Source organism: Micromonospora pisi (assembly GCF_003633685.1).
Taxonomy (GTDB): domain Bacteria; phylum Actinomycetota; class Actinomycetes; order Mycobacteriales; family Micromonosporaceae; genus Micromonospora_G; species Micromonospora_G pisi.
Window position 1 is genome coordinate 2,009,818 of sequence record NZ_RBKT01000001.1, and the last position, 17,845, is coordinate 2,027,662.

Here is a 17,845-nt window from a genome sequence, read left to right on the forward strand (position 1 = left end):
TCGACGGCTGGAGCACGCCACCCGCGCCCGACCGGGCCGAACACTGGGGCGGGCCACTCCCTCCGGTCCGCCCGGTAGGTCGTCCACACCAGACAGACCCGAACCACCCGGCAGGCCCGAACCAGCCGGCGGGCCCGGCACATCCGGTCAGCCCGGCATACCCACCGAGTTCCGCTCGTCCGGTCGGCCCCGCTCACCCGTCGGGTTCCGCTCGTCCGGTCAGCCCCGCCCACCCGGTCAGCCCGGCATATCCACCGGGCTCCGCTCGTCCGGTCAGCCCGGCCCACCCGGTCAGCCCCGCCCACCCGGTCAGCCCGGCACACCCACCGGGCTCCGCACACCCGGTCAGCCCCGCCCACCCTGGCGGCCCCGCCCACCCTGGCGGGCCTGGGCGCCGTGGACCGGTGGGACCAGGGCACGGCGAATCGGCTCATGGTGACTACCGACCAGTCGACGGTCCGGACCAGCGACAGCGACCGGACCAGGGCCGGCCCACCGGTCGGCGCGGGCCAGAGCGGGACCCTCGGGAGCAGCCGCAGTACCGCGCCGGCACCGGTGCGCCCCCCGGCGGGCCCGGGCCGTACGACCGCACGGGCGGCTGGCGGCCGGACTCCGGTCCCGAGGAGACCCAGGCGCTGCCGGGCCGCCGGCCGACCCCGCCGGTCCCCCGGTTCCCGTCCTCCGACGCGCCCGCCGGCCGGCCGCACCCCACCGACCCCGGCTGGTCCACCGCGGAGCCCCGCCCACCGGTCGCCCCGGGTACGGCCCGCCCTGGTTGGCACGACGGTCCGGCCGATCACCCCGAGCGGGGCGAGGCGGGTCATCCGTCCACTCCCGAGTCGCCACGCCTCCAGATGCCCCTCGCGGGCCGCCATGAGCGCGACGTCGTGCCCCCGGTGGAGCGCCGTACGGGTGGTAGCGGGCCGGCGCCGGAGGAGACCCGGTCCCCCGACCGGGGTCCGGCCGTACGCCGGGAACCTCCACCAGCGCGCGACCTCAACCGGGCGCCTGACGGCGCTTCTCGGCCGCCCATGGCCGTTCCAGGTGCTGCCACCGGTCGTCCGGATGGGCCGACCCGGCCCGACCGCGCTGCCGGACCGGGGCGGGACGGCCAACTGCCGCCCGGTGCCGGCTGGCCGATGGCGGAGGTTCCGCCGACCTACCGAGGCCCGGAGCGGTCGAACGCGCCCGTCTCCGGTCCGCCGGTGGCGAGCGAGCCGCTGCTGAGCGGCGCCGACCTGTTCACTCCGCCCCGGGAGCGACGCAAGCAGCCGGCCGAAGCGGCCGAGACGCCGGTGCCGGCCCAGCGCACCGGTGACCGGAACGTCGAGCCGGCGCAGGTCCAGGAGCCCGGCTCCGCCTGGCTGGCACCGAAGACCGACCCGGAACCGACGTCGCGACCGGCACAACCCGAACGGCCGGCACAACCCGAACGGCAGCCCGAACGGCAGCCCGAACGGCCGGCCGGGGGCGACCAGCCCCGTCCCCCGGTCGCCGTGCCACCGGCGGCCGGGCTGCGCCTGGAGTTCCTGCCCGCGCCGACGCCGGCTCAACCACCGACGCCGAGTCAACCACCGACGCCGGCCCGACCGCCGGCACCGGTCGAGCCGGACCGGACACCGGAGAGCGCCGGGCCCGCAGTGGTGGAGCCGGCGCCCCCGAGCGCACCGCCCGTCGCCGCCCCGCACCCCGTTCCCACCCTGGACTCCGATCCGGACGCCCTCACCGGTCGGCCGGCGGGCTCCACCGAGCAGCCCGCCACACCGGACGTACCGGCACCGGTCTGGCCACCCGCGGTCCCGTCACCGGTCGTCCCCGCGCCGGCGGCGGTCACCCGGGCCGAGCCGACCCCGGTCACGCCCGCCCGGCCCGAGCCGGCGCCGTTCGCCGGCACGACGACCGAGCCGCCGACCGCCCCGAGTGACCTGGATGGCGGGTCGACCGAGGCGACCGCAACCGGTACGGACACCCCCGGGCAGGCCACCGCCACCACCACCTCATCGGTCGGGACCGGCGGGGCGGCCGATGACGCCGACCCCGTCGGGGACGCCACGATCGCTCCAGTTCAGCGCACCGACCCCGGCCCCGGGACGGACGGTGTGGCGGCCGCCGCGACGGGAAGTCCGCTGCCCGAAGCGGTCACCACCGACGGCGACCTGCCGGCGGCACCGGTCTCCGGTCCACCCGCCCCGCACTCGCCCGCCGACGCCCCCGGGTCGACTCCGACACCGCCGACGGAGGCGCGCACCCGCCCCGACGACGGGCAACGGCCACCCGAGGAGGAGCCAGCGGTCGCCGGTACGTCGGACCCGACGTCGGCCGCACCGGGCGATCCGGCCCCGGCCGCGTCCCCCTCCGACGGCCTGTACGCCGAACCGGCCGATCGGGCGCCGTACGACCAGTCGGGGCAGGCCGTCGAGGTGGAACCGGTCGTCGGGTCGGTGGACGCCGCCGAACCGCCACCGGTCCGCGCCGAGGAACAGTCACGCAGCGCCGAATCGGGACCGGGCAACGCCGACGCACACCTGGACGCGCTCGACACCCGCCCGGACCCCGTGGGCGCGCCGCTGGACGAGGGTCCGCTGCCGGAGGACCCGGTGCCGGTGTCGGGTCCACCGCTGGCCACCAGCGCTCCCGGCTCACCGGTCGCCGAGGCCAGCCCGGACACGGTGCTGCCGCCCCCGGAGGGGCCGGCGGCCGGCGCCGCCACGGCGCTGCGCGCGCCGACCATGCTGACCCCGATCATCACGACCGACGAATCGGCGGGCGGGACGAGCCCGGCGGACGAGACGGCCGAGACGGACGAAGCCCCGGTCGCCGACCCGGAGCAGGTGCTCTCGTCGTACAGCTGGCGGTTCCACCACGAGACCCTGCGGGAACTGGTCGAGGATCCGGACGAGTTGCGGGCGATCCGCGACCGGTTGACCGAGAAGCTCGAACCGGCGCAGGACGACCCGACCCGGGCCCGGCTGCTCAGCCTGCGCGCGGTCGTCTCCCGGATCCTCGGGGATCTGGGCAAGGCGCTCGCCGACGGCAAGCTCGCCCTGGGCCACGCCGAGGCCACCGGCCAACTGCGGCGGATCGCCATCGCCCAGGCGCGGTTGGCGCACGTGATGCAGTGGCGGGGTGACTTCGCCGAGGCCGACCGGCTCTTCGAGGAGGCGAACTCCTCCGAGCTGCCCGACCGGCTGCGGGCCACCATGCACGAGCACGCCGGCCGTTCCTGCTACGACCAGGGCCGCTACATCGAGGCGTGCAACCACTTCGAGAAGGCACTCGAACTGCGCAAGGTCGAGGACCCGGACCTGATCGCCCGGACCGAACTCGCGCTCGACGCGGTGTTCAACAAGGTGGCCCAGCAGGGCTGGGGCCCGTACCCCCGGGACCGCGACGAGATCCTCCAGGTGCACCAGCCGCCGGTGCCGACGTTCAGCGAGAAGATGCAGCGCTGGGGCTACGCCCTGCCCGACGGGGAGCTCGCGGTGGCGCCGAGCTACGCCGACGCCCAGCCGTTCCACGACGGTGTGGCCTGGGTACGCCGGCCCGAGACCCGTACCTGGGAACTCATCGACGAGTCCGGCGAGCCGCTGATCGAGGCGACCGCCGGTTACCTCGGCGTCGGTTCGTTCGCCGACGGTCTGGCCTGGGTGTCCCGGGACGGAACCGGCGGTTGGATCGCGATCGACAAGACGAACCAGGTGGTGATCGGGCAGGGCTGCGACGACGTACGGCCGTTCCGCCGGGGTGTCGCGGCGGTTCGTCGCGGCGGCTGGGGCGCCGTCGACAAGACCGGTCGGGTGGTGCTGCCGACCCGGTACGGTGCCTTCGCCACCGCCCTGACCGACGGCCGCTACGTCGAGGGTTTCACCGACGAGGGTCTCGCGATCGTCGACTCGAACGGTCGTAAGGGCGTGGTCGACCGGACCGGACGGGTGATCGTGTCGCCGACGTACCCGGCGATGGTGATCCATCCGGTGGCTTTCCTGATCGCCACCCCGGACGGCCAGTGGGGCGCCCTCGACCGGCGCGGCGAACTGCTGATCGACCCGGTCCACGCCAGCCGCGCGGACGTGATGGACGAGATCGACCGTCTGCTGGCGGACACCAAACCGGTGCTCTGAGCGCCCTGCGGGAGATTCCGGCACCCCAAGTCGATCATTGGTTGGAGATCGGCACCAGTTAAGGTCTGAGCATGGACTTCCGACACCTCGGCCGTTCCGGTCTCCGGGTCAGCGAGATCTCGTACGGCAACTGGATCACCCACGGCTCCCAGATCGAGGAGGACGCCGCCCTCGCCTGCGTCCACGCCGCGCTGGAGCAGGGCATCACCACGTTCGACACCGCCGACGTCTACGCCGGCACCCGCGCGGAGGCCGTACTCGGTCGTGCCCTGCAGGGCCAGCGCCGGGAAGGGCTGGAGATCCTCACCAAGGTCTACTGGCCGACCGGTCCCGGACCGAACGACCGGGGCCTGTCCCGCAAGCACATCATGGAGTCGATCAACGGCTCGCTGCGCCGGTTGCAGACCGACTACGTCGATCTCTACCAGGCCCACCGGTACGACTACACCACCCCGCTCGAGGAGACGATGGAGGCCTTCGCCGACGTCGTACGCTCGGGCAAGGCTCTCTACATCGGGGTCTCGGAGTGGCGGGCCGACCAGATCCGCGAGGCGTACGAGCTGGCCCGCCAGCTCAAGATCCACCTGGTCTCCAACCAGCCGCAGTACTCGATGCTCTGGCGGGTGATCGAGGCTGAGGTGGTGCCGGCGAGCGAGGAACTCGGCCTCGGCCAGATCGTCTTCTCCCCGATCGCCCAGGGCGTCCTCTCCGGCAAGTACCTGCCCGGCCAGCCGCCGCCGGCCGGCTCCCGGGCCACCGACGAGAAGTCGGGGGCGAACATGATCGCCCGGTTCATGACCGACGAGGTGCTCACCACCGTGCAGCAGCTCAAGCCCCTCGCCGCGCAGGCCGGGCTGAGCATGGCGCAGCTCGCCATCGCCTGGGTGCTGCAGAACCCGAACGTCTCGTCGGCGATCGTCGGCGCGACCCGACCGGAACAGGTCGCGGACAACGTCAAGGCGGCCGGGGTGAAGCTCGACGCCGACCTGCTCAAGGCGATCGACGAGGTGGTCGCGCCGATCACCGAACGGGACCCGGCCAAGACCCAGAGCCCGGCCCGCCCGTAACCGGATCAGCCCGTAACGAGAACGGTCCGGCACCCGTCCCGCAGCGGTCGGGTGCCGGACCGTTTCCGGTGCGGCGGAGTGGGTCGGCCGAACCGACCCGTACCGGATCAGCCCTGCCAGAACCGGATCAGGTCGTATCCGAGGGCGTAGAGCCCACCGGGCAGCCCCAGCCAGTCGCCGACGGTGAAGACGACCGAGAAGAACCAGCCGTTGATCCGCGGGTTCCAGAGCAGCGCGAAGAGCAGCAGGAAGCCGTACGGGGCCATCAGGTCGTAGCCGCGCCGCCACTGCGGCGAGAGCCACGGGTAGAGCATGTTGCCGCCGTCGAGGCCCGGCACCGGCAGCAGGTTGAGCACGCTCGCGGTGAGTTGCAGGAAGCCGAGCAACGCGACGCCGGCCCAGAACTCGGGATGGGCGAACACGTCCGGGCTGAACGCGAACGGGAGCACCAGGACCACGGCGAAGACCACGTTCATGGCTGGTCCGGCGAGGCTGACCAGGGTGTGCCGCAGCCGGCCGGGGATCTGGTGGTGGTCGACCCAGACCGCACCGCCGGGCAGGCCGATCCCGCCGAGCAGCACGATCGCCACCGGCAGGATGAGCGAGAGCAGCGGGTTGGTGTACTTCAGCGGGTTCAGGGTCAGGTAACCGCGATGTGCGACCCCCCGGTCCCCGGCCCGGAACGCCACGATGGCGTGGGCGTACTCGTGCAGGCAGAGGGAGACCAGCCAGCCCGAGACGACAAAGAGGAACACGTCGAACCGGACGTTGCCGAACCGGTTCCAGGCCATCACGCCGCTCGCCACGAAGAGGGCGACCAGGGCCAGGAAGATGGGGCTCGGTCGGAACGCCTCCCTCGGTACGCCGAGGACGAGCCGGTCCCGGCCCGGCTGCTCGTAGCCCATCAGATTCACTCGGCGACCGGTTGCAGGCTCATCCGGTATTCGACCCGATCGTCTTCGAGCAGGATCACGGTGGCGACGCCCGCCGCGGAGAGCTCGCGCCAGGTCTGGCCGATCCAGGACTCGGCGTCGGCCTGGCTGCCGAACGTCTCGTCCGGCCCGCTCACCGCCTGGCCGTCCGTGCCCTCGTACCGCCAGCTCCACGGCATATCGTGTCTCCCCTCACCGATGTCCCCGACAGACCCCCGCCAGCCTAGCCGGCCGGGGGCGGGCGTCGATCGCCCGCGGCGTACCGGACGGACGTAGGGTGCCGGGATGCGATTGGTAAGCAGCCCCGACATCACCTCGGCGGTGAGCCGCCTGGCCGGCCGGATCGTCCGGACTCCCCTGGTCGAGTCGCCCCGGCTCGGCGACAGCCTCGGGCTGCGGGTCCTGTTGAAGGCCGAGAATCTCCAGCACACCGGGAGCTTCAAGGTCCGGGGGGTGCTCAACGCGCTGCTGGCCCGCCGGGCCCGGGGCGAGCTGCCGGCCGGGGTGGCCACCTTCTCCGCCGGTAACCACGCCGCCGCCACCGCCTTCGGCGGCCGGGCGCTGGGGTTGCCGGTGGTCGTCTGCATGCCACCGGGGGCGGTGGTGACGAAGGTCGAGGCGGTCCGGCGCTACGGCGGCGAGATCATCTTCACCGATGACCTGCTCGGCACCTGCCAGTCGGTCGCCCGGGAGCGGGGGTACGCGATCCTGCACCCGTTCGACGACCCGGACGTGATCGCCGGCCAGGCCACCGTCGGCGCCGAACTGCTGCACCAGGCCGCCGAAGTGACGCCACCGGTCGACGAACTCCCGCCAGCGGAGCCGGCTCGGGAACCGGCGCCGGTGGACGTGGTGCTGGTGCCGGTCGGCGGCGGCGGGCTGATCAGCGGGGTGGCGGCGGCGGTACGGGCGGCGTCCCCGTCGACCCGGGTGGTCGGCGTCGAACCGGTGACCGCAAACGCGATGACGTACGCCCTCCGGCTCGGTACGCCGACGCCCCTGCCCCAGCGGCCGGTCTCGCTCGCCGACGGCCTGGCCGCGCCGTTCGCCGGCGTACACACCCTCGCGCACGTGCGGGAGCTGGTCGACGAGGTGGTGGAGGTGCCCGAGGAGGCGATCCGGCCGGCCTGGTGGGAGCTGCTCGACAGCGGCAAGCTGCTGGTCGAGCCCTCGGCCGCGGTCGGACTCGCCGCGCTGCGGCACGGGCTGGTCCGGACCCGGCCGGGCGAGACGGTCGCGCTCGTCCTCTCCGGCGGCAACGTCGCCCCGGCCAGTCTGGCCGGGCTCGGCTGACTCCGGGCGGAAGCTGGTCGCCGGTCCCCTCGGCCGGGCCGCTGCGCACGTTGGCCTGGGCGACCCTGGCAAACACCGTCGGCACCGGCCTCTGGGGCGCCGGGGCGGCCCTGTTCCTCACCCGGAGCGTGGGGCTGCCGGTCACCTCGGTCGGGGTGGGCCTCACCGTCGCCGCGGTGGTCGGGCTGGGTGCCAGCGTTCCCCTGGGGCACCTCGCCGACCGGCGGGACCCGCGCACGCTGCGGGCCGTACTGCAACTCGGGCAGGCGGTGGTCGCGGCGTCGTACCTGCTGGTCGGATCGTTCGCCACGTTCCTGGTGGTCGCGGTGCTCGACGCCCTGCTCCTGGCAGGGAACCTCACGGTCCGGGCGGCGCTGGTCGCGGCGGTCGCCGGGCCCGGGGGGCGGGTGCGCGCGTTCGCCACGCTGCGGGCGGTGGCCAACGTCGGGATCAGCGTCGGCGCCGCGCTGGCCGGGCTCGCGCTGACCGCCGACAACCGCACCGGGTACGTCCTGCTGGCGCTCGGCAACGCGGTCACGTACCTGGTCTCGGCGGGCCTGCTGACCCGACTGCCGGCCCTGCCACCCACCGCCGGTGGGATGCGGGCGGGTGGTGGTCTCGCCGCGTTGCGGGACCGGCCCTACCTCGCGGTGGGCGCCGCCGCCTCGGTCATCTCGCTGCACGCGGTGGTGCTCACCCTGGTCCTGCCGCTCTGGATCGCCGGCCAGGCGCACGTCCCACGGGCGACGGTCTCGGCGGTGCTGGTGACCAACGCGGTGCTGACCGTGCTGCTGACGGTCCGGCTGAGCCACGGCGTACGGGACACCCCGTCGGCTGCCCGCACGATGCGCCGGGCCGGGATCGTGCTGGCCGCCGCGATGCTCCTGTACGCCTCGTCCGCCGGGTTGGCCACCGGGACCGCCGTCGGTCTGCTGCTGTTCGCGACCGTGGTCTACACGGTCGGTGACCTCTACCACGCGAACGCCTCCGCCGGCCTGTCCTACAACCTCGCCGACCCGGCCGCACTCGGCCAGTACCAGGGAGTTTTCGGTCTGGTGACCGGCCTGGCCCAGGCCGCCGGCCCGGCGTTGCTCACGCTGTTGCTGATCGGTGGCGGCCGGGTCGGCTGGGTGGTGCTGGCCGTGATGCTCTCGTTGGCCGGATCGGCGGTGCCGGCGTTGACCCGTCGGGCGCGGCGTGGCGGGGGTGAGTGACCCACCTCCCAGGCGAATCCCCGGCTGGGCGCTCTAAGGTACGGGCATGTCCGTTGACGGGTGGAACACGGTTCTCGTACTCGGCGGGATCCGGTCCGGCAAATCCGAGTTCGCCGAGTCGCTCGTGGGCGACGTGACGGCTGTCCGTTATGTCGCGACTGCGCGGCACCCCGAGTCGGACGATCCGGACGACCCGGAGTGGACCGCCCGGATCGAGGCCCACCGGCGTCGCCGCCCGGAGGGCTGGACGACAGAGGAGACCGCCACCGACCCGTCCCGGCTGGCCGAACTGATCGCCGGCGCCGCACCGGACGAGACGCTGCTCGTCGACGACCTCGGCGGCTGGGTGACCGTCCTGCTCGACCCGGTCCACCAGCCCGCCGACGACCACACGACCATCAACGAGCTGGCCGTCGCGGTCCGCGACTGCACCGCCCGTCTGGTGCTGGTCAGCCCCGAGGTGGGGCTCTCGCTGGTGCCGACGACCACCCTCGGTCGGGCCTTCACCGACGCACTCGGCACCACCAACCGGGCGGTCGCCGAGGTCTGCGACGCGGTGGTCCTGGTGGTGGCCGGGCAACCGTCCTGGCTCAAGCCGGCCGCGACTCGGCAGCCCGCCAGCATCCGGCCGGAGTCGGTCGTGCCGAGCCAGTCCGGACCGCCACGGACCGCTGGCACCACCGACGCCGGGTCGGCCGACCGCAGCGCCCCCGAGACCCGGGCCGTGCCGGTGCCGAGCACCTCGCCGGCCGTGGTCACGCCGCACCTGCCGGAGCCGGAGCCGCAGGTGGCCGAGGATGGTTCGCCCTGGACCGCGCCGACCATGATGCTGCCGATGGTCGCCACCGGGCTGGTCATCCAGACCGGGATGGACCTGCCCATGCCGGACGAGTACGCCGGCCCGCAGGCGATCGACCGGCTCGCCACCCTCGACCTGCCCGGTGCCGGGCTCGGCAACCTCGAACGGGTGATCGGCTTCGCCGCCAGCACCCAGGGCACCGCGACGCCCCGCCCGTGGCGGACGGTACGCGTACTGCTGCTGCACGGCGACCACGACGGCGGCGCCTCGGCCGGGTCCGTGCCGGGCGAGTCCGGCCGCCGGGCCGACCAGGCCCGCGCCGGAGCGGGTCCGCTCGCCCGGCTCGCCGCCGAGGTCGGCGCGAGCCTCCAGGTGGTGGACGCGCCGACCGCCGCGCCGATCGAGGACGGGCCGGCGTTGAGCGCCGAAGCGGTCGAGTCCGCCCTGCGGTACGGCTGGCGGCTGGCCGAGGAGGCGGTCGACGCCGGGGTGGAGCTGATCGTGCTCGGCGCCTGCGGCGCGGGCACCGAGGCCGCCACCGCCGCCGTGCTCGCCGCCACCGCCGGCGCCGAGTCCGCCGCAGTGCTCGGCCGGGTCGTCAGCCCCGGCGGCCAGGTGGACGACGCCGCCTGGATGATCCGCTGCGCCGCCGTACGCGACGCCCTGCACCGCACCCGGCGCAGCCCCCGGGGACCGAAGGACATCCTGGCCGAACTGGGCGGCGGCGACATCGCGATCGCCGCCGGCATCCTGCTCGGCGCGACCGCCCGGCGGACCCCGGTGCTGCTGGACGGGCCGGTCGGGGTGGCCGCCGGACTGGTCACCCGCGACCTCGCCGGCCAGTCCCGGCACTGGTGCCTCCTGCCCGACCACGGCGGACACCCGGCGGTCAAGCTCGCGGCCGACGTACTCGGCCTGACTCCGCTGCTCGACCTGCGGCTGGACCTGGGCGAGGGGGCGACCGCGCTGGCCACCCTGCCGCTGCTGCGCACCGCGCTCACCCTGGCCGCCTCGGTCGGTGAACACCCGTCGCTGACCCCGACCGGCTGGGCGGAGTCGCCGACCGGCCACGGGGACGACGCCCCGGCCACCGGTGAGGACCGTCAGCCGGCGGAGGACGTACGGCCCCCCGCCGACGGCGAGCCGGCCGACGGCAATCAGCCGGACCGGGACGAGCAGCGTACGGGCACCGGGGCCGGTGACGGCCGTACCGCCGACGACGGCGAGTTCGACGAACCGGAACCGGACGGTCCGGGACCGGCCCGCAGCGACTGGTTGCCCGACGGCGCCTCGCGCGGTGCCTGACCGGAGTCTCCCGGCCGGCGCCCGGCTGGCGCTCACCACGTTCACCATCGTTCCGCTGCGCACCGGTCGGGTCGACCGGGAGACGGCGGCGGTGGCGATGCTGCTCGCCCCGGCCGTCGGGGCGCTGCTCGGCGTGGTGCTCGCCGCGATCCTGCTCGGTGCCGCCGGTGCCGGCGCGCCCGTGCTCGTCGCCGCCGGGGTGACCGTGGCGGCCGGCGCGCTGCTCACCCGGGGACTGCACCTGGACGGGCTCGCCGACACGGTCGACGCGCTCGGCTCGTACCGCTCCGGGCCGGCCGCTCTGGAGATCATGAAGAAGCCCGACGTGGGCCCGTTCGGCGTCGCCGCGCTGGTGCTCGTACTCCTGCTCCAGGTCGGGTCGCTCGCGGCCCTGCCGGACCGGCGCTGGCCGGCGCTGCTCGCCACGGTGGTCGCCGCCACCGCGGCGGGGCGGCTGGCGGTGAGCTGGGCCTGCCGGCGGGGGGTGCCTGCGGCCCGGCCGCAGGGGCTCGGCGCGCTGGTCGCCGGGACGGTCGGCCCGGTGCCGCTGGTGCTGGCCACGGTCGCCGTCGCGGGCGTCGCGGTCGCGGCCGTGCCGGGCCGCCCGTGGCAGGGGCCGCTCGTGGTCGGGGTAGCCCTCGCCGCCGGGCTGGTGCTGCTGCGCCACACCGTACGGCGCTTCGGCGGGGTCACCGGCGACGTGCTCGGCGCCCAGGTCGAGGTCGTCACCACGCTGGTCTACCTCGGTCTCGTGCTGACCGGCTGATCCGGCCGGCCTTCTTCGGTAGCGTTCGCGAAAGAGAATCACTACTTCCGGCGAGCGGGGCGCGTCATGATCATCACGGACGATTTCCTGCCTCTACCGGTGCCGGAGTCGCTCACCGCGACCTACCTGGTGCCGGTCTCGACGCCACCCGACGTAACCCCGACGCAGGCGCTGGCGGCGCTCGGGGACCGGGTCACCGAACTGGTCCACGACCTGTCCCGGCAGATGCTGGAGAGCCCGTTGATGACGGTCGACCTGCGGCCGGTCGACGAGTTTCCCGAACTGCCACCGGACCTGCTCACCGCCTTCGGCGCCACCGAGGAACAACTCGGCCGGCTCGCCACCGCGACCAACCTGATCGTGGTCCAGGCGAGCTACCGGCCCGGCTGGCCCCCGGCGCACGAGTGGGCCGCGCGGGCGGTCGGCGCGGCGATGGCCGAGGCGGTCGGCGGAGACCTGGTCGACGTCTTCGGCCTCCAGTTCCTCGACCCGGCGACCGCGCTGCGCTCGCTGCCCGATCCCGAGGGCCGGGTACGGCTGGTGGACTGGGTCCTGGTGCCGTACTCCACCGCCGAGGGCGGGCTCTGGTTCACCACCAAGGGCCTGCGCCGGTTCGGACTGCTGGAACTCCAGGCCCAGGAGGTGCCGACCCACCTCACCCGGGGCTGGGGAGCGGTGATGACCGGGGTGGCCCGCCGACTGCTGCGCACCTGGACCGACGGGCTCTCCGGGATCGAGGTGCCCGCCTTCGTCCAACTGCCGGTAGTGACCACGGTCACCGACCACGACATCGCGGTCGCGTACGGCTATCCGCGCCAGCAGGACGCGGCCGGGCCCGCCGCCCTGCGGCTGGAACTCGACCCGGCCACCGATCCCGAGGCCGACTCGTTCCTGACCCTGCTCCCGCCGATCGGTCACCCGGGTTCCGTCAGCCGGTACTTCGCCGGGGTCTGCACCACCCTGTTCGGCGCGCCCCGGTCGGATGTCCGCTACGACCGCAGCGACGACGCGATGGCGCGGGCCGTCGCCACCGCCCGCGCCGGCCTGCCCGCCATCCGCGAGCGCTTCGTCGGCGGCTCGCTCGCCGGCGACCTGCAACTGCTGGTCAAGTACGCCCTGGCCACCGCCGAGGGACCGGAGTACGTCTGGGCCGGGGTGGACTCCTGGCAGCGTCCGGAGCAGATTCTCTGCACCAGCGCCTGTGACGCGGTCGCCGATCCGACCGTACGGATCGGCGCCGCTGTCACGGTCGCCACCGCCGAGGTGGTCGACTGGGCGCTACTCGACCGGGGTTCGGTCGTCGAGGGCGGCTGGACGCAGGCCGTACTCGACGCCGGCCAGCGCGGCTGAGGTCGGTGGCGGGACGCTCAGCGCACCGACGGCTGCACGAACGGGGGCTTGACCACCCGCATCACCGAGCGGCGTCCCCGTACGTCGACCTCGACCGTCGCGCCCTCGTCGAGCCCGGCGGCGGTGTCGAGCAGGGCGAGCCCGATGCCGGCCTTGCCGGTCGGTGAGAAGGTGCCGCTGGTGACCGTGCCGACCTCGGCGTCACCGGCGAGCACCCGCATCCCCGGGCGCGGAATGCCCCGGTCCTGCGCGGCCAGGCCCCAGAGCAGGCGACGCGGGCCGGCGGCCTTCTCCGCCAGCAGGGCCTCCCGGCCCCAGAACGCCGGCTTGCCCCAGCCGACCGCCCAACCGGAGCGGGCCTGGACCGGGGTGATCTCCAGCGACAGGTCCTGCCCGTGCAGCGGGTAGCCCATCTCGGTGCGCAGCGTGTCCCGGGCGGCCAGCCCGCAGGCCCGCAGCCCGTACGGCTCACCGGCGGCGAAGAGCGCGTCCCAGACCGAGGTCGCCCCGGCCACCGGCACGACCAGTTCGTACCCGTGCTCGCCGGTGTAGCCGGTCCGGCAGACCACCAGCTCCACCGGTTCCGCCACGCCGGTGCCGAGGGTGGCGGTGGAGAAGCTCATGTAACCGTGATCGGTCGGCAGCCCGAGCGCGCCGAGCAGGTCGGCCGAGCGCGGGCCCTGCACCGCCAGTACGGCGTACGCCTGGTGTTCGTCGGTGACGGTGATCCCGGCCGGCGCGGCGGCCCGCAGCCGGCGTACCACCTCGGCGGTGTTCGCCGCGTTGGGGATCAGGAAGACGTGATCGTCGGCGTAGAGGTAGGCGATGATGTCGTCCACCACGCCGCCGGTCGCCTCGTCGCAGCAGAGCGTGTACTGCGCCCGGCCGGGAGTGATCCGGCCCAGGTCGTTGGTGAGGCAGGAGTTGACGAAGTCGGCCGCGCCGGGGCCGGTCACCCGCGCCTTGCCCAGGTGGGAGACGTCGAACACACCGACCGCCTCGCGGACCGCGGTGTGCTCCTTGAGCACCCCGCCCCCGGCGTACTCCAGCGGCATGGACCAGCCGCCGAAGGCGGCGAACTTGGCGCCCAACGCGGCGTGCCGATCATGCAGGGGCGAACGGTGCAACTGGTCGGCGGCGGCCGTGGTCAGGTCGGTCATGGGAGGCAACTTACCGGGGCTCGGCCTCCTGGCTCATGCCGGCTCGACCTCCTCGTTAGCATCGGCGGGATCCCTTCGGCGGCAGTCGCTGGGACATCCGACCTCTTCGGCGGGTAGGTTCGCCGAAGACCTTCGTCGCCGGACCGCGCACAACGCGGCCGGCCAAGCCCGTCCGGAGACGCCGAGTGACATCGCCCAGCACCACCCTCAGCTTGGTCGACACCGACCCCGCCGAGCTTGCCGTCGACGCCCTTGTGATCGGCGTGCACAGCCAGACCGGGTCCGCGGACACCGGAGGTGAGGGGCCCGGCGGGTACGCCGGCACGCTGCTGCTGGCGACCGGCGCGGAGAGCATCGCCGCGGCCTTCGACGGCCGCCTCACCGAGACCCTGGCCCTGCTCGGCGCGACCGGCGCCCCGGGCGAGGTGATCAAGCTCGCCACCCTCGGCACGGTGACCGCCCCGCTGGTCGTCGCCGTCGGCCTCGGCGCGGAGCCGACCGGTGCCGCCCCGGCGCCGGAGACCCTGCGCCGGGCCGCCGGGTCGGCGATCCGGGCCCTCGCCGGAGCCGGCCGGGTGGCGCTGAGCCTGCCCGTGCCCGACGACGAGGACGGCCCGGCCGCGCTTCGCGCGGTCGCCGAGGGCGCCCTGATCGGCGGCTACCGCTTCGCCGGCTACAAGACCCGCCCGCAGCCGACCCGCCGTACCCCGGTGGCGGAGATCGCGGTGCACGTGCCGGACTCCGGGGACGTGCGGGCCCGCGCCGAGATCGCCCGGGCGACCGTGGTGGCCGCGGCCGTCGGCCAGACCCGGGACTGGGTCAACACCGCGCCGAACGAGCTGCGCCCGCCGTCGTTCGCCGAGGCGGTGGCGACCGCCGCCAACACGGCCGGGCTGACCGTCGAGGTGCTGGACGAGAAGGCGCTGGCCGACGCCGGCTACGGCGGCATCATCGCGGTCGGGCAGGGCTCGGACGCCCCGCCGCGCCTGGTGAAGCTGACCTACCAGCCGCCGGCCGGGACCGCCAGCGGCAAGCGGATCGCGCTGGTCGGCAAGGGCATCACCTTCGACACCGGTGGTGTGTCGATCAAGCCGGCCCAGGGCATGTGGGAGATGAAGTCCGACATGGCCGGGGCGGCGGCGGTGGCCGCCACCATGATCGCGATCGCCGAACTCAAGCCGGCCGTGTCGGTGCAGGCGTACCTGCCGATGGCGGAGAACATGCCGTCGGCGAGCAGCTACCGTCCGGGTGACGTGATCACCATGTTCGACGGCAAGCGGGTCGAGGTGCTCAACACCGACGCCGAGGGCCGGATGATCCTGGCCGACGCGATCGCCCGCGCCTGCGCGGACGGCTGTGACTACCTGCTGGAGACGTCCACCCTGACCGGCGGTCAGGTGGTCGCGCTCGGCAAGCGGGTCGCCGGCGTGATGGGCACCGCGGAGTTCTGCACCCGGGTCCAGGCCGCCGGTGACGCGGTCGGCGAGCCGACCTGGCCGATGCCGCTGCCGGAGGACGTACGCAACGGTATGGACTCCGACGTCGCCGACATCTCGCAGGTCAACGCGGGGATGGACCGGGCCGGGCACATGCTGCAGGGCGGTGTCTTCCTGCGCGAGTTCGTCACCGACGGGGTGGACTGGGCGCACATCGACATCGCCGGGCCGAGCTACCACTCGGGTGAGCCGACCGGTTACTGGACCAAGGGCGGCACGGCTGTGCCGGTGCGTACCCTGCTGCACCTGATCGAGGAGATCGCGGCCGAGAACTGACGGGCACCACGGACGGACCGACCCCCGGCCACCCGGCCGGGGGTCGGTCCGGTTCACGGCTCGCGCGCCCGGCTCGCGGTGCTCGTCGATCAACCCCGAGCCCGCGCCCGGCGCGGCTCACGCACCCGCATTTCGCTTGCGGCGCTCGTTAAAGTCGCGCATCCGCTGTGGGTAGCCGACCAGCCGGACATCGTAGATCGGGATCGCCATCTTGTGCGCGAATCGCCGGGCACCCTCCGGGCCGTCGACCCGACGCCGGGTCCACTCGCCGTCGTACGCGATCAACATCACTGTCGTCTCGGTCACCGTCGTGCGTGGCTCGATGAACGCCTCGACACCCCGCCTCGACCTGACGAACTCCTCCAGGTGCTCGAAATCGCCTCGGTTCGCGATTCGGTCCCCTGCCGCGCCCGCACCCTGCTTACGCCGCCGAAACCAGGCCACCCGTCAATCTCCTCCCGCCCGCCCGTGCCGGCCGTGTCCGGTGATTGGGCAAGCGTACGTGGAATGGACGTGTCCTTGGGCACCTCAGTTACGCGGCGCGGGACCACAAGTGACAAGATGACCCAGGTAGAAGGTATCCGGCCGGAATGCAACGGCCGGTGAGGACGAAATGCCCGTTTCCATTGGCATGGCCCTCGTGGCAGCGACGCGACCTGGGAGTTAACTGTGAGCGAGCCGAACGGCGGAACCTTCGATGTCGTCATCCTCGGAGGTGGCAGTGGGGGGTACGCGGCGGCGCTACGCGCCGCCCAGCTGGACCTCTCCGTCGCGCTGATCGAGAAGGGCAAGCTCGGCGGGACCTGCCTGCACAACGGGTGCATCCCGACCAAGGCGCTGCTGCACGCGGCGGAGATCGCCGACCAGACCCGCGAGTCGGAGCAGTTCGGCATCAAGGCCGAACTGGTCGGCATCGACATGTCCGGGGTGAACTCCTACAAGGACGGGGTCATCTCCCGCCTCTACAAGGGCCTCCAGGGCCTGATCAAGAGCGCGAAGATCACCGTCGTGGAGGGGCACGGCAAGCTGGTCGGCCCGGACACCATCGAGGTCGACGGACGGCGCTACACCGGCCGCAACATCATCCTCGCCAGCGGGTCGTACGCCCGCAGCCTGCCCGGCCTGGAGGTCGACGGCGAGCGGGTGATCACCAGTGACCACGCCCTGGTGATGGACCGCGTGCCCAGCTCGGCGATCGTGCTCGGCGGCGGGGTCATCGGCGTCGAGTTCGCCAGCGTCTGGCGCTCGTTCGGGGTCGACGTGACCATCGTCGAGGCGCTGCCCCGACTGGTCGCCGCCGAAGACGAGGAATCCTCGAAGGCGCTGGAGCGCGCCTTCCGCAAGCGTGGCATCAACTTCAAGACCGGCAAGCGCTTCGAGAAGGTCGAGCACACCGACTCCGGCGTCAAGGTGACCATCGAGGGCGGCGAGACCTTCGAGGCCGAGGTGCTGCTCGTCGCGGTCGGCCGTGGCCCGACCACCGCCAACCTCGGCTACGAGGAGCAGGGCATCAAGGTCGACCGGGGCTTCGTGCTGACCGACGAGCGGCTCCGTACCGGCGTGGCGAACATCTTCGCCGTCGGCGACATCGTGCCCGGCCTCCAGCTCGCCCACCGCGGCTTCCAGCAGGGCATCTTCGTCGCCGAGGAGATCGCCGGACTGAACCCCGCCGTGATCGACGAGAACGGCATCCCGCGCGTCACCTACTGCGACCCGGAGCTCGCCTCCGTGGGGCTGACCGAGGCCAAGGCCAAGGAGCAGTACGGCGCGGACAAGGTCTCGACGTACAACTACAACCTCGGCGGCAACGGCAAGAGCCAGATCCTCAAGACGACCGGCTTCGTGAAGCTCGTTCGGGTCGAGGACGGTCCCGTGGTCGGCGTACACATGGTGGGCGCCCGGGTCGGCGAGTTGGTCGGCGAGGCCCAGTTGATCTACAACTGGGAGGCCTACCCGGCCGAGGTGGCGCAGCTCGTGCACGCCCACCCGACGCAGACCGAGGCTCTCGGCGAGGCGTTCCTCGCCCTCGCCGGCAAGCCGCTGCACGCGCACGCCTGACCCGACAG

General features: G+C 73.7%; 13 protein-coding genes. 9 read left to right on the plus strand and 4 right to left on the minus strand.

Annotated features, from left to right (window positions below; translation table 11 throughout):
• The first annotated feature begins 1,139 nt into the window (after positions 1-1,139).
• On the plus strand, positions 1,140-4,121 hold the full coding sequence (locus BDK92_RS07855) for a WG repeat-containing protein (RefSeq protein WP_121155980.1): 2,982 nt from the start codon (positions 1,140-1,142) through the stop codon (positions 4,119-4,121).
• Between the two features lie 71 nt (positions 4,122-4,192).
• The gene (locus BDK92_RS07860) at positions 4,193-5,188 is read left to right on the plus strand and encodes an aldo/keto reductase family protein (RefSeq protein ID WP_121155982.1); all 996 of its coding nucleotides are present in this window, start codon (positions 4,193-4,195) and stop codon (positions 5,186-5,188) included.
• 107 nt (positions 5,189-5,295) lie between these two features.
• Here the strand turns inward: BDK92_RS07860 and BDK92_RS07865 are convergent, their stop codons facing one another.
• Together BDK92_RS07865 and BDK92_RS07870 are read right to left on the minus strand one after the other, a co-directional pair.
• Entirely contained in the window at positions 5,296-6,093 is a 798-nt protein-coding gene (locus tag BDK92_RS07865; RefSeq protein WP_121161799.1) for a site-2 protease family protein, read from the minus strand.
• 5 nt (positions 6,094-6,098) lie between these two features.
• The gene (locus tag BDK92_RS07870; RefSeq protein ID WP_121155984.1) at positions 6,099-6,299 is read right to left on the minus strand and encodes a hypothetical protein; all 201 of its coding nucleotides are present in this window, start codon (positions 6,297-6,299) and stop codon (positions 6,099-6,101) included.
• 106 nt (positions 6,300-6,405) lie between these two features.
• Between BDK92_RS07870 and BDK92_RS40180 the strand changes: the two genes are divergently transcribed.
• From BDK92_RS40180 to BDK92_RS07895, 5 genes are all read left to right on the plus strand, one after another.
• Positions 6,406-7,413, plus strand: coding sequence for a threonine ammonia-lyase (locus BDK92_RS40180; RefSeq protein WP_121155986.1), 1,008 nt, complete (start codon positions 6,406-6,408; stop codon positions 7,411-7,413).
• A 50-nt stretch (positions 7,414-7,463) separates the two neighbouring features.
• The gene (locus BDK92_RS07880; protein WP_281278616.1) at positions 7,464-8,627 is read left to right on the plus strand and encodes an MFS transporter; all 1,164 of its coding nucleotides are present in this window, start codon (positions 7,464-7,466) and stop codon (positions 8,625-8,627) included.
• 46 nt (positions 8,628-8,673) lie between these two features.
• Positions 8,674-10,731: a bifunctional adenosylcobinamide kinase/adenosylcobinamide-phosphate guanylyltransferase gene (locus BDK92_RS07885; RefSeq protein ID WP_121155990.1), complete on the plus strand. Its 2,058-nt coding sequence runs from the start codon at positions 8,674-8,676 to the stop codon at positions 10,729-10,731.
• Positions 10,724-11,497, plus strand: coding sequence for an adenosylcobinamide-GDP ribazoletransferase (locus BDK92_RS07890; RefSeq protein ID WP_121155992.1), 774 nt, complete (start codon positions 10,724-10,726; stop codon positions 11,495-11,497). Before BDK92_RS07885 ends, BDK92_RS07890 begins: the two co-directional genes overlap by 8 nt.
• 66 nt (positions 11,498-11,563) lie before the next feature.
• Positions 11,564-12,847 carry a DUF2314 domain-containing protein gene (locus tag BDK92_RS07895; RefSeq protein WP_121155994.1) on the plus strand — a complete coding sequence of 428 codons (1,284 nt, stop codon included), beginning with the start codon at positions 11,564-11,566 and terminating at the stop codon, positions 12,845-12,847.
• A gap of 17 nt (positions 12,848-12,864) precedes the next feature.
• Here the strand turns inward: BDK92_RS07895 and gcvT are convergent, their stop codons facing one another.
• Positions 12,865-14,007, minus strand: a complete 1,143-nt coding sequence (gcvT, locus tag BDK92_RS07900) for a glycine cleavage system aminomethyltransferase GcvT (protein WP_121155996.1) — start codon at positions 14,005-14,007, stop codon at positions 12,865-12,867.
• A gap of 185 nt (positions 14,008-14,192) precedes the next feature.
• Here gcvT and BDK92_RS07905 point away from each other — a divergent pair, with 185 nt between their 5' ends.
• Positions 14,193-15,779, plus strand: a complete 1,587-nt coding sequence (locus BDK92_RS07905; RefSeq protein WP_121155998.1) for a leucyl aminopeptidase — start codon at positions 14,193-14,195, stop codon at positions 15,777-15,779.
• A 117-nt stretch (positions 15,780-15,896) separates the two neighbouring features.
• Here BDK92_RS07905 and BDK92_RS07910 read toward each other — a convergent pair whose 3' ends face one another.
• Positions 15,897-16,223 (minus strand): hypothetical protein, encoded by a 327-nt coding sequence (locus BDK92_RS07910; RefSeq protein WP_121156000.1) that lies wholly within the window; start codon positions 16,221-16,223, stop codon positions 15,897-15,899.
• 225 nt (positions 16,224-16,448) lie between these two features.
• Here BDK92_RS07910 and lpdA point away from each other — a divergent pair, with 225 nt between their 5' ends.
• Positions 16,449-17,837: a dihydrolipoyl dehydrogenase gene (gene lpdA / locus BDK92_RS07915; protein WP_121156002.1), complete on the plus strand. Its 1,389-nt coding sequence runs from the start codon at positions 16,449-16,451 to the stop codon at positions 17,835-17,837.
• Positions 17,838-17,845 lie beyond the last annotated feature (8 nt).